Origin of the sequence: Pseudomonas lactucae, assembly GCF_016937615.1 — a bacterium.
Classification (GTDB): Bacteria; Pseudomonadota; Gammaproteobacteria; order Pseudomonadales; family Pseudomonadaceae; genus Aquipseudomonas; species Aquipseudomonas lactucae.
On sequence record NZ_JAFHKI010000178.1, the window covers coordinates 1 to 19,388 of the forward strand.

General features: G+C 61.1%; 12 protein-coding genes and 4 pseudogenes. 5 read left to right on the forward strand and 11 right to left on the reverse strand.

Annotated features, from left to right (window positions below; translation table 11 throughout):
* Positions 1-85: 85 nt before the first annotated feature.
* From betA to betI, 3 genes and pseudogenes are all read right to left on the reverse strand, one after another.
* Positions 86-1,779 (reverse strand): annotated as a pseudogene (betA, locus tag JWR98_RS26405) (choline dehydrogenase).
* 134 nt (positions 1,780-1,913) lie between these two features.
* Positions 1,914-3,386: a betaine-aldehyde dehydrogenase gene (betB, locus tag JWR98_RS26410; RefSeq protein ID WP_205491626.1), complete on the reverse strand. Its 1,473-nt coding sequence runs from the start codon at positions 3,384-3,386 to the stop codon at positions 1,914-1,916.
* A gap of 61 nt (positions 3,387-3,447) precedes the next feature.
* On the reverse strand, positions 3,448-4,041 hold the full coding sequence (betI, locus tag JWR98_RS26415; RefSeq protein ID WP_003176593.1) for a transcriptional regulator BetI: 594 nt from the start codon (positions 4,039-4,041) through the stop codon (positions 3,448-3,450).
* Between the two features lie 377 nt (positions 4,042-4,418).
* Here betI and JWR98_RS26420 point away from each other — a divergent pair.
* Positions 4,419-6,352 (forward strand): annotated as a pseudogene (locus JWR98_RS26420) (BCCT family transporter).
* A 130-nt stretch (positions 6,353-6,482) separates the two neighbouring features.
* On the opposite strand, the gene choV reads toward JWR98_RS26420, so the two are convergent.
* The 3 genes from choV to JWR98_RS26435 all read right to left on the reverse strand — a co-directional run bounded on the left by choV (position 6,483) and on the right by JWR98_RS26435 (position 9,520).
* Positions 6,483-7,661 carry a choline ABC transporter ATP-binding protein gene (gene choV, locus JWR98_RS26425; RefSeq protein WP_017531046.1) on the reverse strand — a complete coding sequence of 393 codons (1,179 nt, stop codon included), beginning with the start codon at positions 7,659-7,661 and terminating at the stop codon, positions 6,483-6,485.
* Positions 7,658-8,503: a choline ABC transporter permease subunit gene (gene choW, locus JWR98_RS26430; RefSeq protein WP_010207125.1), complete on the reverse strand. Its 846-nt coding sequence runs from the start codon at positions 8,501-8,503 to the stop codon at positions 7,658-7,660. Before choW ends, choV begins: the two co-directional genes overlap by 4 nt.
* 69 nt (positions 8,504-8,572) lie before the next feature.
* On the reverse strand, positions 8,573-9,520 hold the full coding sequence (locus tag JWR98_RS26435) for a choline ABC transporter substrate-binding protein (protein WP_003176589.1): 948 nt from the start codon (positions 9,518-9,520) through the stop codon (positions 8,573-8,575).
* Positions 9,521-9,936: 416 nt separating this feature from the next.
* Here JWR98_RS26435 and JWR98_RS26440 point away from each other — a divergent pair, with 416 nt between their 5' ends.
* Positions 9,937-11,313 (forward strand): L-serine ammonia-lyase, encoded by a 1,377-nt coding sequence (locus JWR98_RS26440; RefSeq protein WP_078734994.1) that lies wholly within the window; start codon positions 9,937-9,939, stop codon positions 11,311-11,313.
* Positions 11,314-11,744: 431 nt separating this feature from the next.
* Positions 11,745-12,849, forward strand: a pseudogene (gene gbdR / locus JWR98_RS26445) (choline metabolism transcriptional regulator GbdR).
* Between the two features lie 105 nt (positions 12,850-12,954).
* Here the strand turns inward: gbdR and JWR98_RS26450 are convergent.
* From JWR98_RS26450 to JWR98_RS26470, 5 genes and pseudogenes are all read right to left on the reverse strand, one after another.
* A pseudogene (locus JWR98_RS26450) lies at positions 12,955-13,217 on the reverse strand (hypothetical protein).
* A 224-nt stretch (positions 13,218-13,441) separates the two neighbouring features.
* Positions 13,442-13,933: a thioesterase family protein gene (locus tag JWR98_RS26455; RefSeq protein ID WP_078734992.1), complete on the reverse strand. Its 492-nt coding sequence runs from the start codon at positions 13,931-13,933 to the stop codon at positions 13,442-13,444.
* A gap of 50 nt (positions 13,934-13,983) precedes the next feature.
* Positions 13,984-14,949, reverse strand: coding sequence for an L-carnitine dehydrogenase (locus JWR98_RS26460; RefSeq protein WP_078734991.1), 966 nt, complete (start codon positions 14,947-14,949; stop codon positions 13,984-13,986).
* Between the two features lie 48 nt (positions 14,950-14,997).
* Positions 14,998-15,885, reverse strand: a complete 888-nt coding sequence (gene cdhC, locus JWR98_RS26465) for a 3-dehydrocarnitine:acetyl-CoA trimethylamine transferase CdhC (RefSeq protein ID WP_205491627.1) — start codon at positions 15,883-15,885, stop codon at positions 14,998-15,000.
* A gap of 73 nt (positions 15,886-15,958) precedes the next feature.
* A complete protein-coding gene (locus JWR98_RS26470) occupies positions 15,959-16,903 on the reverse strand; it encodes a choline ABC transporter substrate-binding protein (RefSeq protein ID WP_078734989.1) in 945 nt (314 codons plus the stop codon).
* A 193-nt stretch (positions 16,904-17,096) separates the two neighbouring features.
* Between JWR98_RS26470 and JWR98_RS26475 the strand changes: the two genes are divergently transcribed.
* Both JWR98_RS26475 and JWR98_RS26480 read left to right on the forward strand, forming a co-directional pair.
* On the forward strand, positions 17,097-18,041 hold the full coding sequence (locus tag JWR98_RS26475) for a GlxA family transcriptional regulator (RefSeq protein ID WP_078734988.1): 945 nt from the start codon (positions 17,097-17,099) through the stop codon (positions 18,039-18,041).
* A 68-nt stretch (positions 18,042-18,109) separates the two neighbouring features.
* The gene (locus JWR98_RS26480) at positions 18,110-19,303 is read left to right on the forward strand and encodes an AAA family ATPase (RefSeq protein WP_205491628.1); all 1,194 of its coding nucleotides are present in this window, start codon (positions 18,110-18,112) and stop codon (positions 19,301-19,303) included.
* Positions 19,304-19,388 lie beyond the last annotated feature (85 nt).

The following is a 19,388-nucleotide window of genomic DNA, read 5'->3' on the forward strand; positions in this document are numbered from 1 at the left end:
GGGCAAGCCCCTCCCACACTTTGATTTGTGAATACATTCAAAATGTGGGAGGGGCTTGCCCCCGATGAATTCACCGCGGTGTCAGTTACTGCGCAATCTCACGCAACGGCTTGCCCCGCACCGGCGCGTCGCCCGCCACGTAGTAGTCGGCGGTGCTGCGCGGCAGTGGCTGGCGACCACGGATCTTGTCGGCGATTTTCTCGGCGATCATGATCGTCGGCGCGTTCAGGTTGCCGGTGGTGATGATCGGCATGATCGACGCATCGACACACGCAGGCCCTGCATGCCATGCACGCGACCTTCGCCATCCACCACGGCCATCTCGTCGGTGCCCATCTTGCACGAGCACGAAGGGTGGAACGCGGTCTCGGCGTGCTCGCGGATGAACGTGTCCAGTTGCTCGTCGGTTTGCACCTCGATACCTGGGCTGATTTCGCGGCCACGGTACGGGTCCAGCGCCGGTTGCTGCATGATTTCGCGGGTCAGGCGGATGCCGTCGCGAAATTCCTGCCAGTCCTGTTCGGTGGCCATGTAGTTGAAGAGGATGCTCGGGTAGTCCCGTGGGTTCTTCGACTTCAGCTGGATACGGCCACGGCTCGGCGAACGCATGGAGCCCATGTGCGCCTGGAAACCGTGTTCTTTCACACCGTTGCTGCCGTTGTAGTTAATCGCCACCGGCAGGAAGTGGTACTGGATGTTCGGCCATTCGAACTCTTCACGGGTACGGATAAACCCACCCGCTTCGAACTGGTTGCTGGCGCCGATACCGGTGCCGTTGAACAGCCATTCGGCGCCGATGGCCGGTTGGTTGTACCAGAGCAGCGACGGGTACAGCGACACCGGCTGGGTGCAGGCGTATTGCAGGTACAGCTCGAGGTGGTCCTGCAGGTTTTCGCCGACGCCGGGCAGGTCGTGGACCACCGGGATGTCGAGACTTTCCAGCAGCTTGGCCGGGCCGACGCCGGAGCGTTGCAGCAGTTGCGGGGAAGCGATAGCGCCGCTGCACACCAGTACTTCCTTGCGTGCACGCGCTTCAACGCGCTCTTCGGCGGCGCCGATCAGGTAACGCACGCCCACCGCGCGTTTGCCTTCAAACAACACTTTGTCGGTGAGTGCGTGGGTGACGATGGTCAGCGTGGAACGCTTCTTGGCCGTGTCCAGGTAACCGCGCGCGGTGCTGGCGCGACGGCCGTTGGGCGTGACGGTACGGTCCATCGGGCCGAACCCTTCCTGCTGGTAGCCGTTCAAGTCTTCGGTACGCGGGTAACCGGCCTGTACGCCGGCTTCGACCATGGCGTGGAACAACGGGTTGTTGCCCGCCTTAGGCGTGGTCACGCTGACCGGGCCATCGCCGCCGTGCCAGTCGTTGGGGCCGATGTCGCGGGTTTCGGCCTTGCGGAAATACGGCAGGCAGTCGAGGTAGGTCCAGTTTTCCAGGCCTGGCAGCTTCGCCCAGTTGTCGTAGTCCATGGCGTTGCCACGGATGTAGCACATGCCGTTGATCAGCGAAGAGCCACCCAGGCCCTTGCCGCGACCGCATTCCATCCGGCGGCCGTCCATGTGCGGCTCCGGATCGGTTTCGTAGGCCCAGTTGTAGCGACGGCCTTGCAGCGGGAACGCCAGCGCGGCGGGCATTTGGGTACGGAAATCGAGACGGTAGTCCGGGCCGCCGGCTTCCAGCAGCAGGACGGTGACGCCTTCGTCTTCGGTCAGACGGGTGGCCAGGGTGTTACCGGCGGAGCCGGCACCCACAATGATGTAGTCGTATTCTTGGGACATAAATGCGCCCTCTTTGGAGTGTGGTCAGCAAGGGCCTCATCGGGGCAAGTCCCCTCCCACATTTGGAATGCGTTTCCCTGTGGGAGGGGGCTTGCCCCCGATGGCGGCCTCAAAGGCAATACAGGACTCGGGTCTTAGAACACCGAGGCGTAATCGCCCAGCTCAACCTGTACCGATTTGATGCGAGTGAAGTTGTTCAGCGAGCTGATCCCGTTCTCACGGCCCACGCCCGACTGCTTGTAGCCACCGACCGGCATCTTCGCGTCGGACTCGCCCCAGGCGTTGATCCAGCAGATACCTGCTTCCAGCTGATGAATCACGCGGTGGGCGCGGTTCAGGTCTTTGGTGACCAGGCCGGCGGCCAGGCCGAAGTCGGTGTCGTTGGCGCGGCGGATCACTTCTTCTTCGGTTTCATAAGTGAGGACGCTCATCACCGGGCCGAAGATTTCTTCACGCACGATCACCATGTCGTCGGTGCAGTCGGTGAACACGGTCGGTGCCACGAACGCACCTTTGGCGAAGTCGCCCTCGGTCAGGCGATCGCCGCCGCACAGCAGGCGGGCGCCTTGCTCTTTGCCTTTGGCGATGTAGCCCAGCACGCTTTCCATGTGGGCGAAGCTGACCAGCGGGCCGAAGTTGGTGTTTTCATCTTCCGGATTGCCGACACGAATGCGCGCGACACGCTCGACGATCTTGGCTTCGAACGCCGCTTGCAGATGCTTGGGCACGAACACGCGAGTGCCGTTGGTGCACACCTGACCGGAGCTGTAAAAGTTGGCCATCATCGCGGTATCGGCGGCGCGGTCGAGGTCGGCGTCGTCAAAGATGATCAGCGGCGACTTGCCGCCCAGTTCCATGGTCACGTCCTTGAGCGACGAACTCGACGCGCTGGCCATGACTTTTTTGCCGGTGTCGGTGCCGCCGGTGAACGAGACTTTCTCGATGCGCGGATGCTCGGTCAGCCAGGTGCCGACTTCACGGCCACTGCCGGTCAATACGTTGAACACGCCTGCGGGAACGCCGGCTTCGGTGTAGATCTCGGCCAGTTTCAAGGTGGTCAGCGAGGTGACTTCGCTGGGCTTGAAGATCATCGCGTTACCGGCGGCCAGGGCCGGTGCGGATTTCCACAGGGCGATCTGGATCGGGTAGTTCCACGCGCCGATGCCGGCGACCACGCCCAGCGGCTCGCGGCGGGTGTAGACGAATGAAGTCTCGCGCAGCGGGATCTGCTCGCCTTCGATGGCAGGCACCAGGCCGGCGTAGTATTCCAGCACGTCGGCGCCCGTGACGATGTCAACGTACTTGGTTTCGGAGAAGGACTTGCCGGTGTCCAGGGTTTCCAGCGCGGCGAGTTCATCGTTGCGCTCGCGCAGGATGTCGACGGCACGGCGCAGGATGCGCGAACGCTCCATGGCGGTCATGGCGGCCCAGATTTTCTGGCCTTTTTCGGCGCTGACCACGGCACGTTCAACGTCGTCTTTCGTTGCGCGTTGCACTTGGGCGAGAACTTCACCGTTAGCCGGGTTGATGGCTTCGAAGGTGGCGTCGCTGCCAGCATCGCTGTAGCCGCCGTCAATGTAGAGTTTTTGCAGTTCGAAACGGGCCATAAAGTCCTCGCAAGTGCATAAGTGGTTGGCGCGGTTCGGGAGCTGAGCGGTTATCGGTGCTCTAACTCACCTGCTTGGCCAATTGGAAATCCATGTATTCGTGAGCAATGCGTTGCGCCTGCTCCGTGTCGAAAGCGTCTCCCGACAGGGCACCGCGCAACCACAAACCGTCGATCAGCGCCGCCAGCCCTCGGGCTGCGCTGCGTGCCTCGGGCAACGGCAGCGTGCGGCGGAACTGGCAGCACAGGTTGGAATACAGACGCTGATCGTTGATCCGCTGCAACCTGTGCAAAGACGGGTGGTGCATGCTGGAGGCCCAGAAGGCCAGCCAGGTTTTCATTGCCGGGCCATTGACCTGGCTGGCGTCGAAGTTGCCGGCGACGATCACCTGAAGGTGGGCGCGTGGGCTGTCGTCCTTCAACGCTTGTCGACGGGCGTGGATGTTTTCCATCAGCACGCTCATCAAATATTGCATCGTCGCTGCGATCAGGCCGTTCTTGTCCCGAAAGTAGTGACTGATGATGCCGTTCGAGACGCCAGCCAAACGGGCGATCAACGCAATGCTGGCATCGCCCATTCCGACCTGATCGATGGCCGTCATCGTGGCTTCGATCAATTGCTGACGGCGTATGGGTTGCATACCGACCTTGGGCATGTAGCACCTCTCCTTAGGCCTGCCGACGGGCGATCACGTCCATCGGCTTGAAGGCCAGTCTATTTTGTTTTGATTGAACGTTCAATCAACAAAGAATAAGCTCTGCGACAAATCGTCGCTGCTGGCAGGTATTCCTACTTGAAAGACAGCGACACCTGACATCTGGAAAACCCCGCAAACGCCCCATCTACCGCTTCGGCGGGGGCTAGGGATTTTCGGGCTGTCTTTATAACACCCGTCCGTCGACTGCCGAAAAATCGATGGCGCGGGATAACCGTTGCCTTGTGTTTCTCTCTCGCACTGCCTGGAGCATCTGCGCCATGAGTTCTGCCTCTCTAATAAAGACCCCGCCGGAAAAGGTGCGGGTCAACGGTTGGGTGTTCTACACCTCCACCGCTCTGATTCTGTTGCTGACCGCCATCCTGATCATCGCCCCGCAGGAGGCCGGGCGCATGCTCGGCGTCGCCCAGGCCTGGCTGTCGAAAAGCTTCGGCTGGTACTACATGGTGGTGATCGCCGCTTACCTGGTGTTCGTGGTCGGCCTGGCGTTTTCGTCCTACGGCAAGTTGAAACTGGGCAGCAAGGACGACACCCCGGACTTCAGCTACGGCGCCTGGGCCGGCATGCTGTTCTCGTCGGGCATCGGCATTTCGCTGCTGTATTTCGGCGCGTCGGAGCCGTTGGACCACTATTTCAACCCGCCCGAAGGCGCAGCCGCCAGCAATGGCGCGGCACGCCAGGCGTTGCAGCTAACTTTCCTGCACTGGGGCCTGCATGGCTGGGCGATCTACGCCCTGGTCGGCCTGGCCGTGGCGTACTTCGCGTATCGGCATAACCAGCCGCTGGCCTTGCGTTCGGCGTTGTACCCGCTGGTGGGCGAGCGTTGGGTGAAGGGCGCGGCCGGCCACGCAGTGGACGGTTTCGGCATGTTCGTGACGCTGCTGGGGTTGGTGACCAACCTGGGGATCGGTGCGATGCAGGTGTCGTCGGGGCTGGAGAACCTCTTCGGCATGCAGCACAACAACACCAACCTGTTGATCGTGATCATCGTAATGAGCACCGTGGCGACCATCGCCGCCGTCTCGGGGGTGGAGAACGGCATTCGTCGCCTGTCCAACCTCAACATCGTGCTGTTCAGCGGTTTGCTGATCTTCGTGCTGCTGTTCGGTCCCACCCTGCACCTGCTTAACGGCCTGGTGCAGAACACCGGCGACTACCTCAACGGCATTGTGCTGAAAACCTTCGACCTCTATGTGTACGAAGGCGACGGCGACAAAACCGAACGCTGGATGGGCCTGTGGACCTTGTTCTACTGGGCCTGGTGGATTTCCTGGGCGCCATTTGTGGGCATGTTCATCGCACGTATTTCCCGTGGGCGTACCGTGCGCGAACTGGTGGCCGGCGTGCTGTTGATCCCGCTGGGGTTCACCCTGGCGTGGCTGTCGATCTTCGGTAACTCGGCGCTGGATCTGGTGTTGAACCAGGGCGCGGTGGAGCTGGGCAAGACGGCGCTGGAACAGCCGTCCATGGCGATCTACCAACTGCTGGAACATTACCCGGCGTCGAAAATTGTCATCGGTGTGTCGATCTTCGTGGGCTTCGTGCTGTTCCTGACCCCGGCGGATTCTGGCGCGGTGATGATGGCCAACCTTTCCTGCAAAGGCGGCAACGTGGACGAGGATGCGCCGCACTGGCTGCGGATCTTCTGGTCGGCGGTGATCACCCTGGTGACCGTCGGCCTGCTGTTTGCCGGTAACTTCGAAGCCATGCAAACCATGGTGGTGCTGGCCGGGCTGCCGTTCTCGGTGGTGCTGATCTTCTTTATGTTCGGTTTGCACAAGGCGATGCGCCAGGACGTGGCCATCGAACAGGAGCAGACGCAGTTGGCTGAACGCGGGCGTCGTGGTTTCAGCGAGCGCTTGACCGCCCTGGACCTGCAACCGAGCCAGGCCACCGTGCAGCGCTTTATGGACAAGCACGTCACACCGGCGTTGGAAGAAGCGGCGACGGCGTTGCGTGAGCAAGGGTCGCACGTGCAGACGCTGCTGGGTAAATCCAAGCGTTGCATTGGCGTGCGTATCGAAATGGAAGAGGGCAACCCCTTCGTCTACGAAGTGAGCCTGGATGCTTACTCGGCGGCGCCGAGCGATGTGCCGGAAGAAGAACGCACCCGCTACTACCGGGCCGAGGTGTACCTGCACAACGGGCCTCAGGAGTACGACCTGATGGGCTTCGCCCAGGAGCAGATTACCCGGACGTGCTCGATCAGTTTGAAAGCCATCGGCAGCTCCTTGGCCGTGTCTATAGCTGATAGTTGAGCTTGGCAATGCTTTAAATGTGGGAGGGCTTGCCCCCGATAGCAGTGTGTCAGTCAGTACATTTGTTACTGATGCACCGCCATCGGGGGCAAGCCCCCTCCCACATTGGTTTTGCAGTGTTTGTTAGCCCAGGTTTTTGCCGAGGAGGGCGTGATACAGCTCGCTGTCCCCCAGAATCCCCACCACCTTGTTGTTGTCGTGCAACACCAGCTTGTTTCCCGTCTGGTAACGAATCTGCAACGCATCGCGCATGCCGATATTCGAATCCACCAGCGTCGGCACGCGGCCCAAACCTTCCACGGCTTGCCCCGGCGCCCAGTTCTGCAGGTTCATCACCACGCCATTCTGACGCGCGCCCTGGATGGTGTTGCCTTCGGCCAGGTCCAGCCACGAGTCGCCGCCCGGATCCAGGCACACCGAGCCGTTGACCCGCGTGCAGTTGTCCAGCGTGCGCATCAGGCTGCGGCCGCACAGCACGTTCAGCGGGTTGGTATGGGCGACGAAGGTGCGCACATAGTCGTCCGCCGGGTTCAGCACGATCTCTTCCGGCACGCTGTACTGGATGATCTTGCCGTCTTTCATGATCGCAATACGGCTGCCCAGCTTGAGCGCTTCGTCGAGGTCGTGGCTCACGAACACGATGGTCTTGCTCAGCTTGCGTTGCAGTTCCAGCAATTCGTCCTGCAAACCCTGGCGGATCAGCGGGTCGAGGGCGGAGAAGGGTTCGTCCATCAGCAGGATATCGGCGTCCATCGCCAACGCACGTGCCAGGCCGACGCGCTGCTGCATGCCGCCGGACAGCTCGTCGGGTTTTTTGTTACGCCATTGGGTCAGGCCCACCAGCTCCAGTTTCTCGTCCACCAGCTTGCGCCGTTCTTTCTCCGGACGGCCCTGCATTTCCAGGCCGAAGCTGATGTTTTCGCGCACCGTCAGCCAGGGCATCAAGGCGAATTTCTGGAACACCATGGCGATGCGCTTGGTGCGCATCATTTTCAGCTCGGCCGGTGTGCACGAGGCGATGTCGATCTGGCGACCTTCATGCTCCACGAACAACTGGCCACGGCTCACGGTGTTGAGGCCGTTGATGCAGCGCAGCAAGCTCGATTTGCCGGAGCCCGATAGGCCCATCAGCACGCAGATCTCGCCTTTCTCGATGTCCAGGCTGGCTTTTTCAACGCCGACGATCTGGCCGGTCTTTTTCAGAATCTCGTTACGGCTCATGCCCTGGTCCAGCAGCTTGAGCGCTTCGCGTGGGTCTTTGGAGAAGATCACGTCGACTTTGTCGAATCGGATAATGCTCATGCATCACCCCCTACTTTAGCGTCGGGTTGTTTGCAGATACGGTCGAGCATGATAGCCAGCAACACAATCGCCAGGCCGGCTTCAAAGCCCAGGGCAATGTCAGCGGTGTTCAGTGCGTTGACTACCGGCTTGCCGAGGCCATCGGCACCCACCAGGGCGGCGATCACCACCATCGACAACGACAGCATGATGCATTGGGTAATGCCGGCGGCAATGCTCGGCATGGCGTGGGGCAGTTCAATGCGCGAGAGCAACTGACGGCGCGAGCAGCCAAAGGCTTTGCCGGCGTCCATCAACTCTTGCGGTACATCGCGGATACCCAGGTAAGTCAGGCGGATAGGCGCTGCAATCGCGAACACCACCGTGGAAATCAAACCGGGCACCACACCCAGCCCGAAGAGGGTCAGGGTAGGGATGAGGTAGACGAAGGTCGGTACGGTCTGCATCAGATCGAGCACCGGCCGCATCATGGTGTAGAACATCGGTTTGTGCGCGGCAACAATGCCCAGCGGCACGCCGATGACCACGCAGACCAGCGTGGCGAACAGCACCTGCGCGAGGGTCTCCATGGTTTCCTGCCAGTACCCCAGGTTGAGGATCAGCAGGAAGGAGGCGATGACAAAAACAGTCAGTCCCCATTTACGTTGAATAAAGTGAGCCAGCAGCGCAATCAGACCGATCAATGCCAGCGGATTGAACCAGGTCAGCGCAAACGTCACGCCGTGGATCATCGTTTCCAGTGTCGATGCGATTGCGTCGAAATAGTTGGCGCCATGTTGGGTCAACCATTCGACGAAGGCAGCGATGTACTGGCCTAGTGGGATTTTCTGTTCAGTCAGCATGGTAGTGAATGTCCACATGCGAAGAGGGAAAACATCCCGGGGCAGCGCACCGCCCCGGGGTCAGCGGTGTTATTTGTCGAGGTATGCTTTGACGGCGGCAAGGCCAGGTTGGCCGTCCACGGTAGTGACACCGGCGAGCCAGGTGTCGAGCACTTGCGGGTTCTTTTTCAGCCAGGCCTTGGCGGCGGCGTCGGGCTTCATCTTGTCGTCCAGGACGTTACCCATCAGGGTGCTTTCCATGTTCAAGGTGAAGACCAGGTTTTTCAGCAATTGGCCAACGTTGCTGCATTCCTGGGTATAACCCTTGCGGGTGTTGGTGTAGATGGTCGCCTGGCCGTAGTTGGGGCCGAACGAGTCGTCACCGCCGGTCAGGTACTTCATCTTGAAGCGGGTGTTCATCGGGTGCGGTTCCCAACCGAGGAACACGATGGCCTGGTCGCGCTTGGTGGCGCGCTCAACCTGGGAGAGCATGCCGGCTTCGCTGGATTCGACCACTTTGAAACCGGCGGTTTTGAGGCCGAAGGCGTCTTTGTCGATCAGCGTCTGGATGGTGCGGTTGCCGTCGTTACCCGGCTCGATGCCGTAGATCTTGCCACCCAGCTCTTCCTTGAATTTGGCGATGTCGGCGAAGTCTTTCAGGCCCTTGTCGTACAGCGCTTGCGGGACCGCCAGGGTGTATTTGGCGTTCTCCAGGTTGGCGCGTACGGTTTCCACGGTGCCGGCATCACGGTACTGCTTGATGTCGTTTTCCATGGTCGGCATCCAGTTGCCGAGGAAGATGTCCATATTCTTGCCGTCAGCCAGTGACTTGTAGGTCACCGGTACCGAAATCATCGTGGTGCGCGGCTTGTAGCCCAGACCCTTGAGGATTTCGCTGGTGGTCGCGGTGGTGACGGTGATGTCGGTCCAGCCGACATCGGAGAAGTTGACGGTCTTGCACTGTTCCGGTTCTGCAGCGTGCGCCATGACTGGCAGACTCAGCATGGCGGCCAACAACAACGAGGGTGAACCTTTCATCTGGGTAGACTCCTGTGTTTTTTCTGGCGGCCTTCGCCGCGCTTTATAAGTGTTGCGGTTGGAGCGTGCGACAACAGCTCTGCCACGGTGCCTTGCAAACGAGTCGAGACTGATCATGTACCAGTGAAAATCTGACGCCTACAGGGTGCGTCGTATCCAGTACAGGGAGGGTCGTATCCAGTGTTGGTGACGTCGTTTACAGGTTTTTCCTACAGCAAAACCGCAGGTTTTGCTCATCTGCACCGCAAAAAACGGCCAAAAACAGTGTTCGCACGCAAGCGACGCTCGTGAGCATGGGTGCGTCGGTGTGAGACGCCGTGACGGCAGATAAAACCTTGATGATGCCGCCATCTGGGCGATCTGAGCGTAGCAGCTCGTTCAAGCCCGGCCCGTGCTTATCGAGGAGTTCCACGTTAATGGCTATCAGCGTTTTCGACCTGTTCAAGATCGGCATCGGGCCTTCGAGTTCTCACACCGTCGGCCCCATGCGCGCCGCGGCATTGTTCGTCCAGGCACTGCGTGGACGCGAATTGTTGGAACAGGTTCGGCGCGTCGAAGTTCAGCTGTACGGCTCATTGTCGGCCACCGGCATCGGCCACGGCAGCGACACCGCCACCATCATGGGCCTGATGGGCGAGTGGCCGGACGCGATCGACCCGTCGCAAATCGGCGCGCGCATTCACACCCTGCGCGAAACCGACACCCTGCTGCTGGACGGGCGTTTGCCGGTGCCATTTGTGTGGGCGCGAGACATGCGCCTGCTCGACGAAAACCTGCCGTTTCACCCCAACGCCATGACCCTGGTGGTGTATGGCGATGACGCTGAGCTGCACCGCGACACTTACTACTCGGTGGGCGGCGGTTTTGTGGTGGATGAAGCCCAGGCCCAAAGCGGCGTGGCGGACATGGACCGCACCGAGCTGCCCTATGACTTTTCCAGCGCCGTGGAGTTGCTGCAGCTGTGCAAGACCCACAACCTGCGCGTCGCCGAGTTGATGCTGGCGAATGAAAAGGTCTGGCGCTCCGAAGAAGAAATCCGCAGCGGCTTGATGAAGCTCTGGCGTGCCATGCAGGACTGCGTTGAGCAGGGCCTGAAGCACGAAGGTATCCTGCCTGGCGGCCTCAACGTGCGCCGTCGCGCGGCCAAGTTGCACCGCAGTTTGCAGGAGCTGGGCAAACCCAATGTAATCGGTTCGACCTTGAGTGCCATGGAGTGGGTCAACCTGTTCGCCCTGGCGGTCAACGAAGAAAACGCCGCCGGTGGGCGCATGGTCACCGCACCGACCAATGGCGCGGCAGGGATCATCCCGGCGGTGCTGCACTACTTTATGAAGTTCAGCGAAGAAGTCACCGAAGCCAACGTGGTCGACTACCTGCTCGGCGCCGCCGCGGTGGGCATCCTGTGCAAGAAGAACGCCTCGATCTCCGGCGCCGAAGTCGGTTGCCAGGGCGAAGTGGGTTCGGCCTGCGCCATGGCTGCGGCCGGGCTGGCGCAAATCCTTGGCGCGACACCGGAGCAACTGTGCAACGCCGCTGAAATCGGCTTGGAGCACAACCTCGGCCTGACCTGTGACCCGGTGGGCGGGCTGGTGCAAGTGCCGTGTATCGAGCGCAATGCGATTGCGGCGGTCAAGGCGATCAATGCCGCGCAAATGGCCCTGCGTGGCGACGGCCAGCACTTTATCTCCCTGGACCGTGTGATCCGCACCATGCGCGATACCGGGGCGGATATGCATGACAAGTACAAAGAGACGTCGCGGGGTGGGTTGGCGGTCAGCGCGGTTGAGTGCTGACAACCACCGTTGTAATGAGCGGGGCAAGCCCGCTCTACAAGTGAACACCCAAGCCAAAAGCGCCACCTTTTAGCGCGTCGCAAACAGATAAGTAGCTCCCGAACGATTTTCCCTCGACCCTCTGTCGCTCGTGCTTGGGGTGACAGACTTGTCCCACACCCCTCAAAGCGCCTTCCCACAAGTGCTACCGATCTGCTCACGCCCTGTGGCGAACCGGCTGCTACGTCGTTTTCAGGCCATATCCCGCACATCCCGCGCGGGCTTATATAGACGCATCAGCAGGTCGTTTTCAGGATTTATTGAATGCGCATTCAATTTTAGGCACGGCATTTGCTCTATCCATTCAAAGCCTCTCTTCTTTACCGACGAAGAGCGCAATAACAAGAGCCTCGTCTGAGGCCATCACCCGCTTTGTGTGAGGAGATACTGCGATGACGTCGTTCAACTCAGGGGCCCAACCCCAGAACCGTGCGCCTCAATCCATCGGCTTTTTGCTGCTGGACAATTTCACGCTGATTTCCCTGGCGTCGGGCAGTCGAGCCGCTGCGCATGGCCAACCAGCTGTCCGGCCGCGAGCTGTACCGCTGGACAACCTTGAGTGTCGACGGCAACCAGGTGTGGGCCAGCGACGGTCTGCAGATCACTCCCGACGCCTCCATGCACAAAGCCCCGGCCCTGGACACTGTGATTGTGTGCGGTGGCGTGGGTATCCAGCGCACCGTCACCCGCGAGCATGTGTCGTGGCTGCAAAGCCAGGCGCGCCAGTCCCGTCGTCTCGGCGCGGTGTGCACCGGCAGTTGGGCCCTGGCCTGCGCCGGTCTGCTCGACGGGTTCGATTGCAGCGTGCACTGGGAATGCCTGGCCTCGATGCAGGAAGCCTTCCCGCGCGTGTCGATGAGCACGCGCCTGTTCACCCTCGACCGCAACCGCTTCACCAGCTCTGGCGGCACCGCGCCGCTGGACATGATGCTGCACCTGATCAGCCGCGACCACGGGCGTGAACTGTCGGCCGCGATCTCCGAGATGTTTGTGTACGAACGCATCCGCAACGAACAGGACCACCAGCGCGTGCCGCTCAAGCACATGCTCGGCACCAACCAGCCGAAGCTGCAGGAAATCGTTGCGTTGATGGAAGCCAACCTGGAAGAGCCGATCGACCTCGATGAACTGGCGGTCTACGTCGCCGTGTCGCGCCGCCAGCTGGAGCGCCTGTTCCAGAAATACCTGCACTGCTCGCCGTCGCGCTACTACCTCAAGCTGCGCCTGATTCGTGCGCGGCAATTGCTCAAGCAAACACCGATGTCGATCATTGAAGTGGCGTCGGTGTGCGGGTTTGTGTCCACGCCGCACTTCTCCAAGTGCTACCGCGAATACTTCGGCATTCCGCCACGCGATGAGCGCGTAGGCTCCAACACCACCCAGCAAGTGGCGATGATGCCGATTCCGCAGGCGCTGGTGTTGTCACCGTTGGCGGGGCCGATGTCGGCGTTGAGTCAGGCGCGCAATGAGTCGACGTTTGCCAGCGTAAGGCTTTAAACCGAGTTGACCGCATCGCAGGCAAGCCTCCTCCCACACTTGACCGAGTTGTCATGGACGGACGCGGTCAAGTGTGGGAGGGGGCTTGCCCCCGATAGCGATCTGTCAGGCGCCAGAGCTCTGCTTGAACTGCATCAACGCCGGCAACAGCTGCTTATCAATCGCCTGACGCACCGCCGGCAAAATCGTCGCGCTACTGGTGTACATCTGCTCAACCATGCCCTTGAGCGCCTTGGCCCGTGCTTCGCTCAAACCGCGTACCGCGCACTCGCAGGCCTGCTCGGCGCTGGCGCCGCTGGACACTTCGAAACCCAACGAGCGCAGTTGTCCAGCAGGTCATTCTGGTCAATCAAATCCGCGTGCATCATGACGTTTATCCTGTGAGGGGAGCGGGGTCTGAGCTGGATTCTGGTAGCCGCCCAGGCACGCGGCAAGGGCAGAATGCGCGAATGCCTCGGATGGCTATGAGCGTGTCGTTTTCGGGCCATGTACCGAACGCACTTACCGGCACACTGAACCCAGGCCCACAGCTTGAAGGTTTGGTCACCCTCGGGATGTACAGCTCACACAAGGCACCTCTGCCCCGATCCAGTCACGGCTGGATCGGGGCTTTTTTTGCGGGTAAACCGATGACCCGGCCGAGCAGGGCAGGCCTTGGCAGGTCGGCTTGTTCAGCGCTGATGGCGTTGAGTCTTTCCAGCGTAGCCTCACTGAACGGCGTGGCATGCGGCCCGGCCAGGTCGACGTGCAACAGCATCTGCTCATTGCCCGCGAGGGACTTCCCATCACCCGCCAGGTGCAGGCTGTGATAGAGGTGCAGGCGCTTGGCGTCGTGGGCGATCAGTTGGGTATGTACCTCAACCTCGGCGCCGAGTTTCACTTCGTGCAGGTAGTTCAGGTGCAGCTCCAGGGTGAACAATGAATGGCCGCTGGCCTCGCGGTTGTCGCTGTCCAGGCCCAGGGTGTCCATCAGTGCATCGGTGGCGTAGCTGAAGATCAGCAGGTAGAACGCGTCGCGCAGGTGGCCGTTGTAGTCGACCCATTCAGGTTGGATTTTTGTGGTGTAGGTGGTCAATGCAGGCATGAGTCCGTACTCGGTCAAAGGTGGGAGGGAGCAAGCCCCCTCCCACAGGGTTATTCGGCGAAGCTCATACCGTGCTTGGCTTTAGTGGTCTTCACCGCCTCCAACACCGCCAGCAAGCAATCATCACGATAGCGCTCCAGCGCCGAAATGCTGTGTTTGCCTAACTGATCACGGGTGCCATCGACCACATCGTCGATCAATTTGTCGGTCAGTTCCGGCGCCGGCAAATAGGTCCACGGCAACTGCAACGCCGGGCCGAACTGCGCCATGAAGTGCCGCATGCCGGCGTCGCCGCCCGCCAGGGTGTAGGTCAGGAAGGTGCCCATGAACGACCAGCGCAACCCGGCACCGAAGCGAATCGCGTCATCGATTTCGCCAGTGGTGGCGACGCCGTCATTGACCAGGTGCAGCGCCTCGCGCCACAGCGCTTCGAGCAGGCGATCGGCGATAAATCCAGGGACTTCCTTGCGCACGTGCAGCGGACGCATGCCGAGGGATTCGTACACCTTGATCGCCGCCTGGATCGCCTCCGGCGCGGTGTGCTTGCCGCCGACGACTTCCACCAACGGCAGCAGGTACACCGGGTTGAACGGGTGCCCGACCACACAGCGTTCCGGATGGGTTGAGCCCTCGTAGAACTCACTCGGCAACAGGCCCGACGTGCTTGAACCGATCAATGCATTCGGCTTGGCCGCTGCGCTGATCTTGCCGTGCAATTGCAGCTTCAATTCCAGGCGTTCCGGGGCGCTTTCCTGGATGAAGTCAGCGTCTTTCACGCAGGCTTCGATGGTGGTGACAAAGCGCAGGCGGTCCTGGGACGCGCCGGGCGCCAGACCTTGTTTCTCCAGGGCGCCCCAGGCATTGGCGACGCGTTTGCGCAACGCGGCTTCGGCACCGGGCGCCGGGTCCCAGGCCACTACATCGAGGCCGTGGGCGAGGGCGCGGCATACCCAGCCGCTGCCGATGACACCGCTGCCGAGGGCGGCAAAGGTTTTGATGTCAGTGATAAAGCTCATTGGCAAATTCCTAAGGTGTTCGGTTTTCCCTTGTGGGAGGGGCGGTGTTTAGCTGCGCTTTGTCAGGCCCATCTTGATTCGACCTTCGGCCGGGGTCATGACCCGCGCGCCCAGACGGCTGAGGATTTCACTGGCGCGCTCCACCAGTTGGCCATTGGTGGCCAGCACGCCCTTGTCCAGCCACAGGTTGTCTTCCAGGCCGACCCGCACGTTGCCGCCCAGCAGCACGGCTTGCGCCGCCATCGGCATTTGCATGCGGCCGATGCCGAAGCCGGCCCACACGGCGTCGGCGGGCAGGTTGTCGACCATGGCCTTCATGGTGGTGGTATCGGCCGGCGCGCCCCATGGAATGCCCAGGCACAACTGGAACAGCGGGTTGTCGAGCAGGCCCTCTTTGATCATCTGCTTGGCGAACCACAGGTGGCCGGTGTCGAAAATCTCCAGCTCGGCCTTGACGCCCAATTCCTGGATGCGTTTGGCCCCGGCACGCAGTTGTGCCGGGGTGGACACGTAAATGGTGTCGCCATCGCCGAAGTTCAGGGTGCCGCAGTCCAGGGTGCAGATTTCCGGCAGCAGTTCTTCGACATGGGCCAGGCGGGTCAACGGGCCGACCAGATCGGTGTTGGGGCCGAACGCCATCGGGTTCTCGCCGCCGCCGATCTCCAGGTCGCCGCCCATGCCGGCGGTGAGGTTGACGATAATGTCGACGTCGGCCTCGCGGATGCGCTCCATCACTTCGCGGTACAGCGCCACGTCGCGGCTGAACTTGCCGGTTTCGGGGTCGCGCACATGGCAATGCACCACGGTGGCGCCGGCCTTGGCCGCTTCAACCGCCGCTGCGGCGATCTGTTTGGGGGTGACCGGCACGTGTGGGCTTCTGGCGGTCGTGTCGCCAGCACCGGTGAGTGCGCAGGTGATGATGACGTCGTGGTTCATGAGGCGGTTCCTTACAGGCGTGGTGGTGCCGTTCGCGGTCGCAAGTGACCGCGAAGGGCTGATTCAAGAACAGTTATTTGCCGGTCAATTGCAGGTTGGCCGCAGCCGGTTTGCCGTCAAAGGTGGTCACGCCTTCCAGCCAGCGGGCCTGGTCCTGGGGGTGATCCTTGAGCCATTGCCTGGCGGACTCCAGAGCGTCCTTGTGATCCAGCAGCGGCTGCATCATCCGGCTCTCGTCGGCGGCGGTGAAGGTCAGATTGGTCAGCAGTTTGTGCACGTTGGGGCATTGTTCGGCGTAGGTGGGCGTCGTCACGGTCCAGACGGTGGCCATGCCTTCGTTCGGACCGAGGGCGTCTTCGCTGCCGCTGAGGTAGGTCATGGCGATGTTGACGTTCATCGGGTGCGGCGCCCAGCCGAAGAACACCACGGCTTCCTTGCGGCGCACGGCGCGGTCCACGGCAGCAAGCATGCCGGCCTCGCTGGACTCCACCAGTTGGAACTTGCCCAGGCCGAACTGGTTCTTGGCGATCATCGCCTTGATTTGCGTGTTGGCGCCCGAGCCTGGTTCGATGCCGTAGATCTTGCCACCCAGTTCTTTCTCGAACCTGGCGATGTCGGCGAAGGTTTTCAGGCCCTTGTCCGCCAGATAAGTCGGTACCGCCAAGGTGGCGCGGGCGTCTTCCAGGCTGGGTTTGTCGAGAACCTTGACCTGTTTGGCATCGACGAAGGGGCTGATGGTCTGGGTCATCAGCGGGTTCCAGTAGCCCAGGAACAGGTCCAGGCGCTGGTCGCGGATGCCGGCGAAGATGATTTGCTGGGAGGCGCTGGTCTGTTTGGTCTTGTAGCCGAGGCCGTCGAGCAATACCTGGGTCATGGCGCTGGTGGCGATCACGTCGGTCCAGTTCACCACGCCCATGCGCACGTTCCGGCAGGATTCGGCGTCGGCCGCGAATACGCTGGTGCTCAAGATGGCGCTGGCGCTGAGTGCGAGCACGCAGCGGCGGATCAGTCGGTTCATGGTGGGTTCCTCGGCAGGTCTTTATTGTGGGGGCCGGCGTCTTTGTGCGCCGTGAGGCCAAGTTACGTACCTTCGCAGCCGACAAAACGCACGGCGGCGACCGGCTCTTGCACTGTAGCGACCTGTCCCCTTGAATCCGCTGGTGAACGGGAGTATCACAGTGCCACGCTGCCCGTATGACGAGAGCGCCACCATGTCCCAGGATTTCTACTTTCTGCTGATGCCGGGGTTTTCGGCCATTGGTTTTATTTCCGCGCTGGAACCGCTGCGGGTGGCCAACCGCTTTCGTGGCGAGCTGTACCGCTGGCACGTGTTGAGCGCCGACGGCGGCGCGGTATTGGCGAGCAATGGCATGTCGGTCAATGCCGACGCGGCGTTGGAGCCGCTGAAAAAAGGCGCGACCTTACTGGTGGTGGCGGGTTTCGAACCGCTGCAGTTCGCCACCCCCGCGCTGGAACACTGGCTGCGTCGCCTCGACCACGACGGCGTGACCCTCGGCGCCATCGACACCGGCGCCTGCGTGCTCGCCGAAGCGGGCCTGCTCGACGGCCACCGGCTGACCCTGCACTGGGAAGCCATCGATGCGTTCAAGGAATCTTATCCACAGCTGACGGTGACCCAGGAGCTGTTCGAGATCGACCGTCGTCGCATCACCTGCGCCGGCGGCACCGCGTCCATCGACCTGATGCTCGACCTGATCGCCCAGGCCCACGGTCCGGAGCTGGCCATTCAGGTGTCCGAGCAATTCGTGCTCGGCCGCATACGCCCGCGCAAAGACCACCAGCGCATGCAGATCGCCACGCGCTACGGCATCAACAACAAGAAACTGGTGCAGGTGATCGGCGAGATGGAACAACACACCGAGCCGCCCCTGAGCACCTTGGCGTTGGCCGACGCGATCAAAGTCACCCGGCGTCAGTTGGAGCGCCTGTTTCGTCTGCACCTGAACGACACGCCCAGCAACTTCTACCTCGGCCTGCGTCTGGAAAAAGCCCGGCAATTGCTGCGTCAGAGCGACCTGAGTGTGCTGGAAGTGAGCATTGCCTGTGGGTTTGAATCGCCGTCGTATTTCACCCGCAGTTATCGGGCGAGGTTTACGAAGTGTCCGCGGGAGGATCGGCGACGGGAGGTGGTTTGACGGGCAATTATAGTTAATTATACTGGTAACTATAATTTATGGTCCGTTGCATAATTGAGTATAAAACCATGTCCAAGCACAGCGGCTTCGTGTTCCGCCGCCCCACCCTGGCAAGCAGCATTGCCGACGGCCTGGTGGGGGCTGGTATTCAGGATTTCACCTCTGGCCTGTTTCTCGCGGCACCGCGTCGCACCGGCAAAAGTACATTTTTGCGTGAAGATTTGATCCCGGAATGTCAGCTCCGGGGTTGGCTTGCCGTGTATGTAGACCTGTGGGCTGACAAAGACAAAGATCCGGCGGAGTTGATCGCCAGTGCTATTGCCGCTGCTCTGGTTCCCTATGAAAAAGGCATTCGCAAGCTGGCCAAGAACATTGGAATCGAGAAACTGAGCTTTCTGCGTACCTTGTCCTGGGACTTCAGCAAGCCCCAATTGCCCGTCGGCGCGACGTTGACCCAGGCCCTGGAGTTGCTCCACAGCGCTGCCGAAAAGCCCGTGGTGCTGGTGATTGACGAAGCGCAGCACGCATTAAGCAGCGATTCAGGTATCAACGCGATGTTCGCGCTGAAAGCCGCCCGGGATCAACTCAACCAAGGCCGTGACGAGGACGGCAGTGGCTTGCACCTGGTGTTCACCGGTTCCAACCGCGACAAGCTGGCCCATCTGGTCCTGGGCAAGAGCCAGCCGTTCTTCGGCTCCAGCATCACGCCGTTTCCACTGCTGGGCAAAGAGTTCACTCAAGCCTACACGGCGCACCTGAATGCCCACCTGGCCAAGACCAACCAGTTCAAGGCGGCGGATATTGACGCCGCCTTCGAGCTGGTCGGCCGCCGCCCCGAGATGCTGCGCACCATCATCGGTGAAGTCGCATTGGAATTGGGCGAGGCGAGCAATCTGGGCCAATTGCTGCACAGCCGCGCCGAATTGCTGCGCGCGGGAGTGTGGACCGAATTCGAAAGCGCCTGGAACGCCCTGACCATCCCACAGCGTGCGGTGCTGCAGGTGATGGTGGAGCGCTTGCACGGCAATGAACCCTTTGCGCCGTTTACCGACAGCACCATTACTGCGGTCAGCAAGGCATTGGAGGATATGGGCAGCGATGTGGTGCCGGGTACCCAGACTATTCAGGCCTGTATCGATGCCTTGCGTGACAAGGAGTTGGTATGGAAGTCGAGCCGCGGCGGGTATGCGCTGGAAGACAAGGCGTTTGGGGATTGGCTGCTGTACAAGCGTCGCACTGAAAACAACCTGAATCCACTGTGAGTCGGGTCTGAACGTGGGAGGGGGCTTGCCCCCGATAGCGGAGTATCAGGCAATACATGTGCTGACTGATCCATTGCCATCGGGG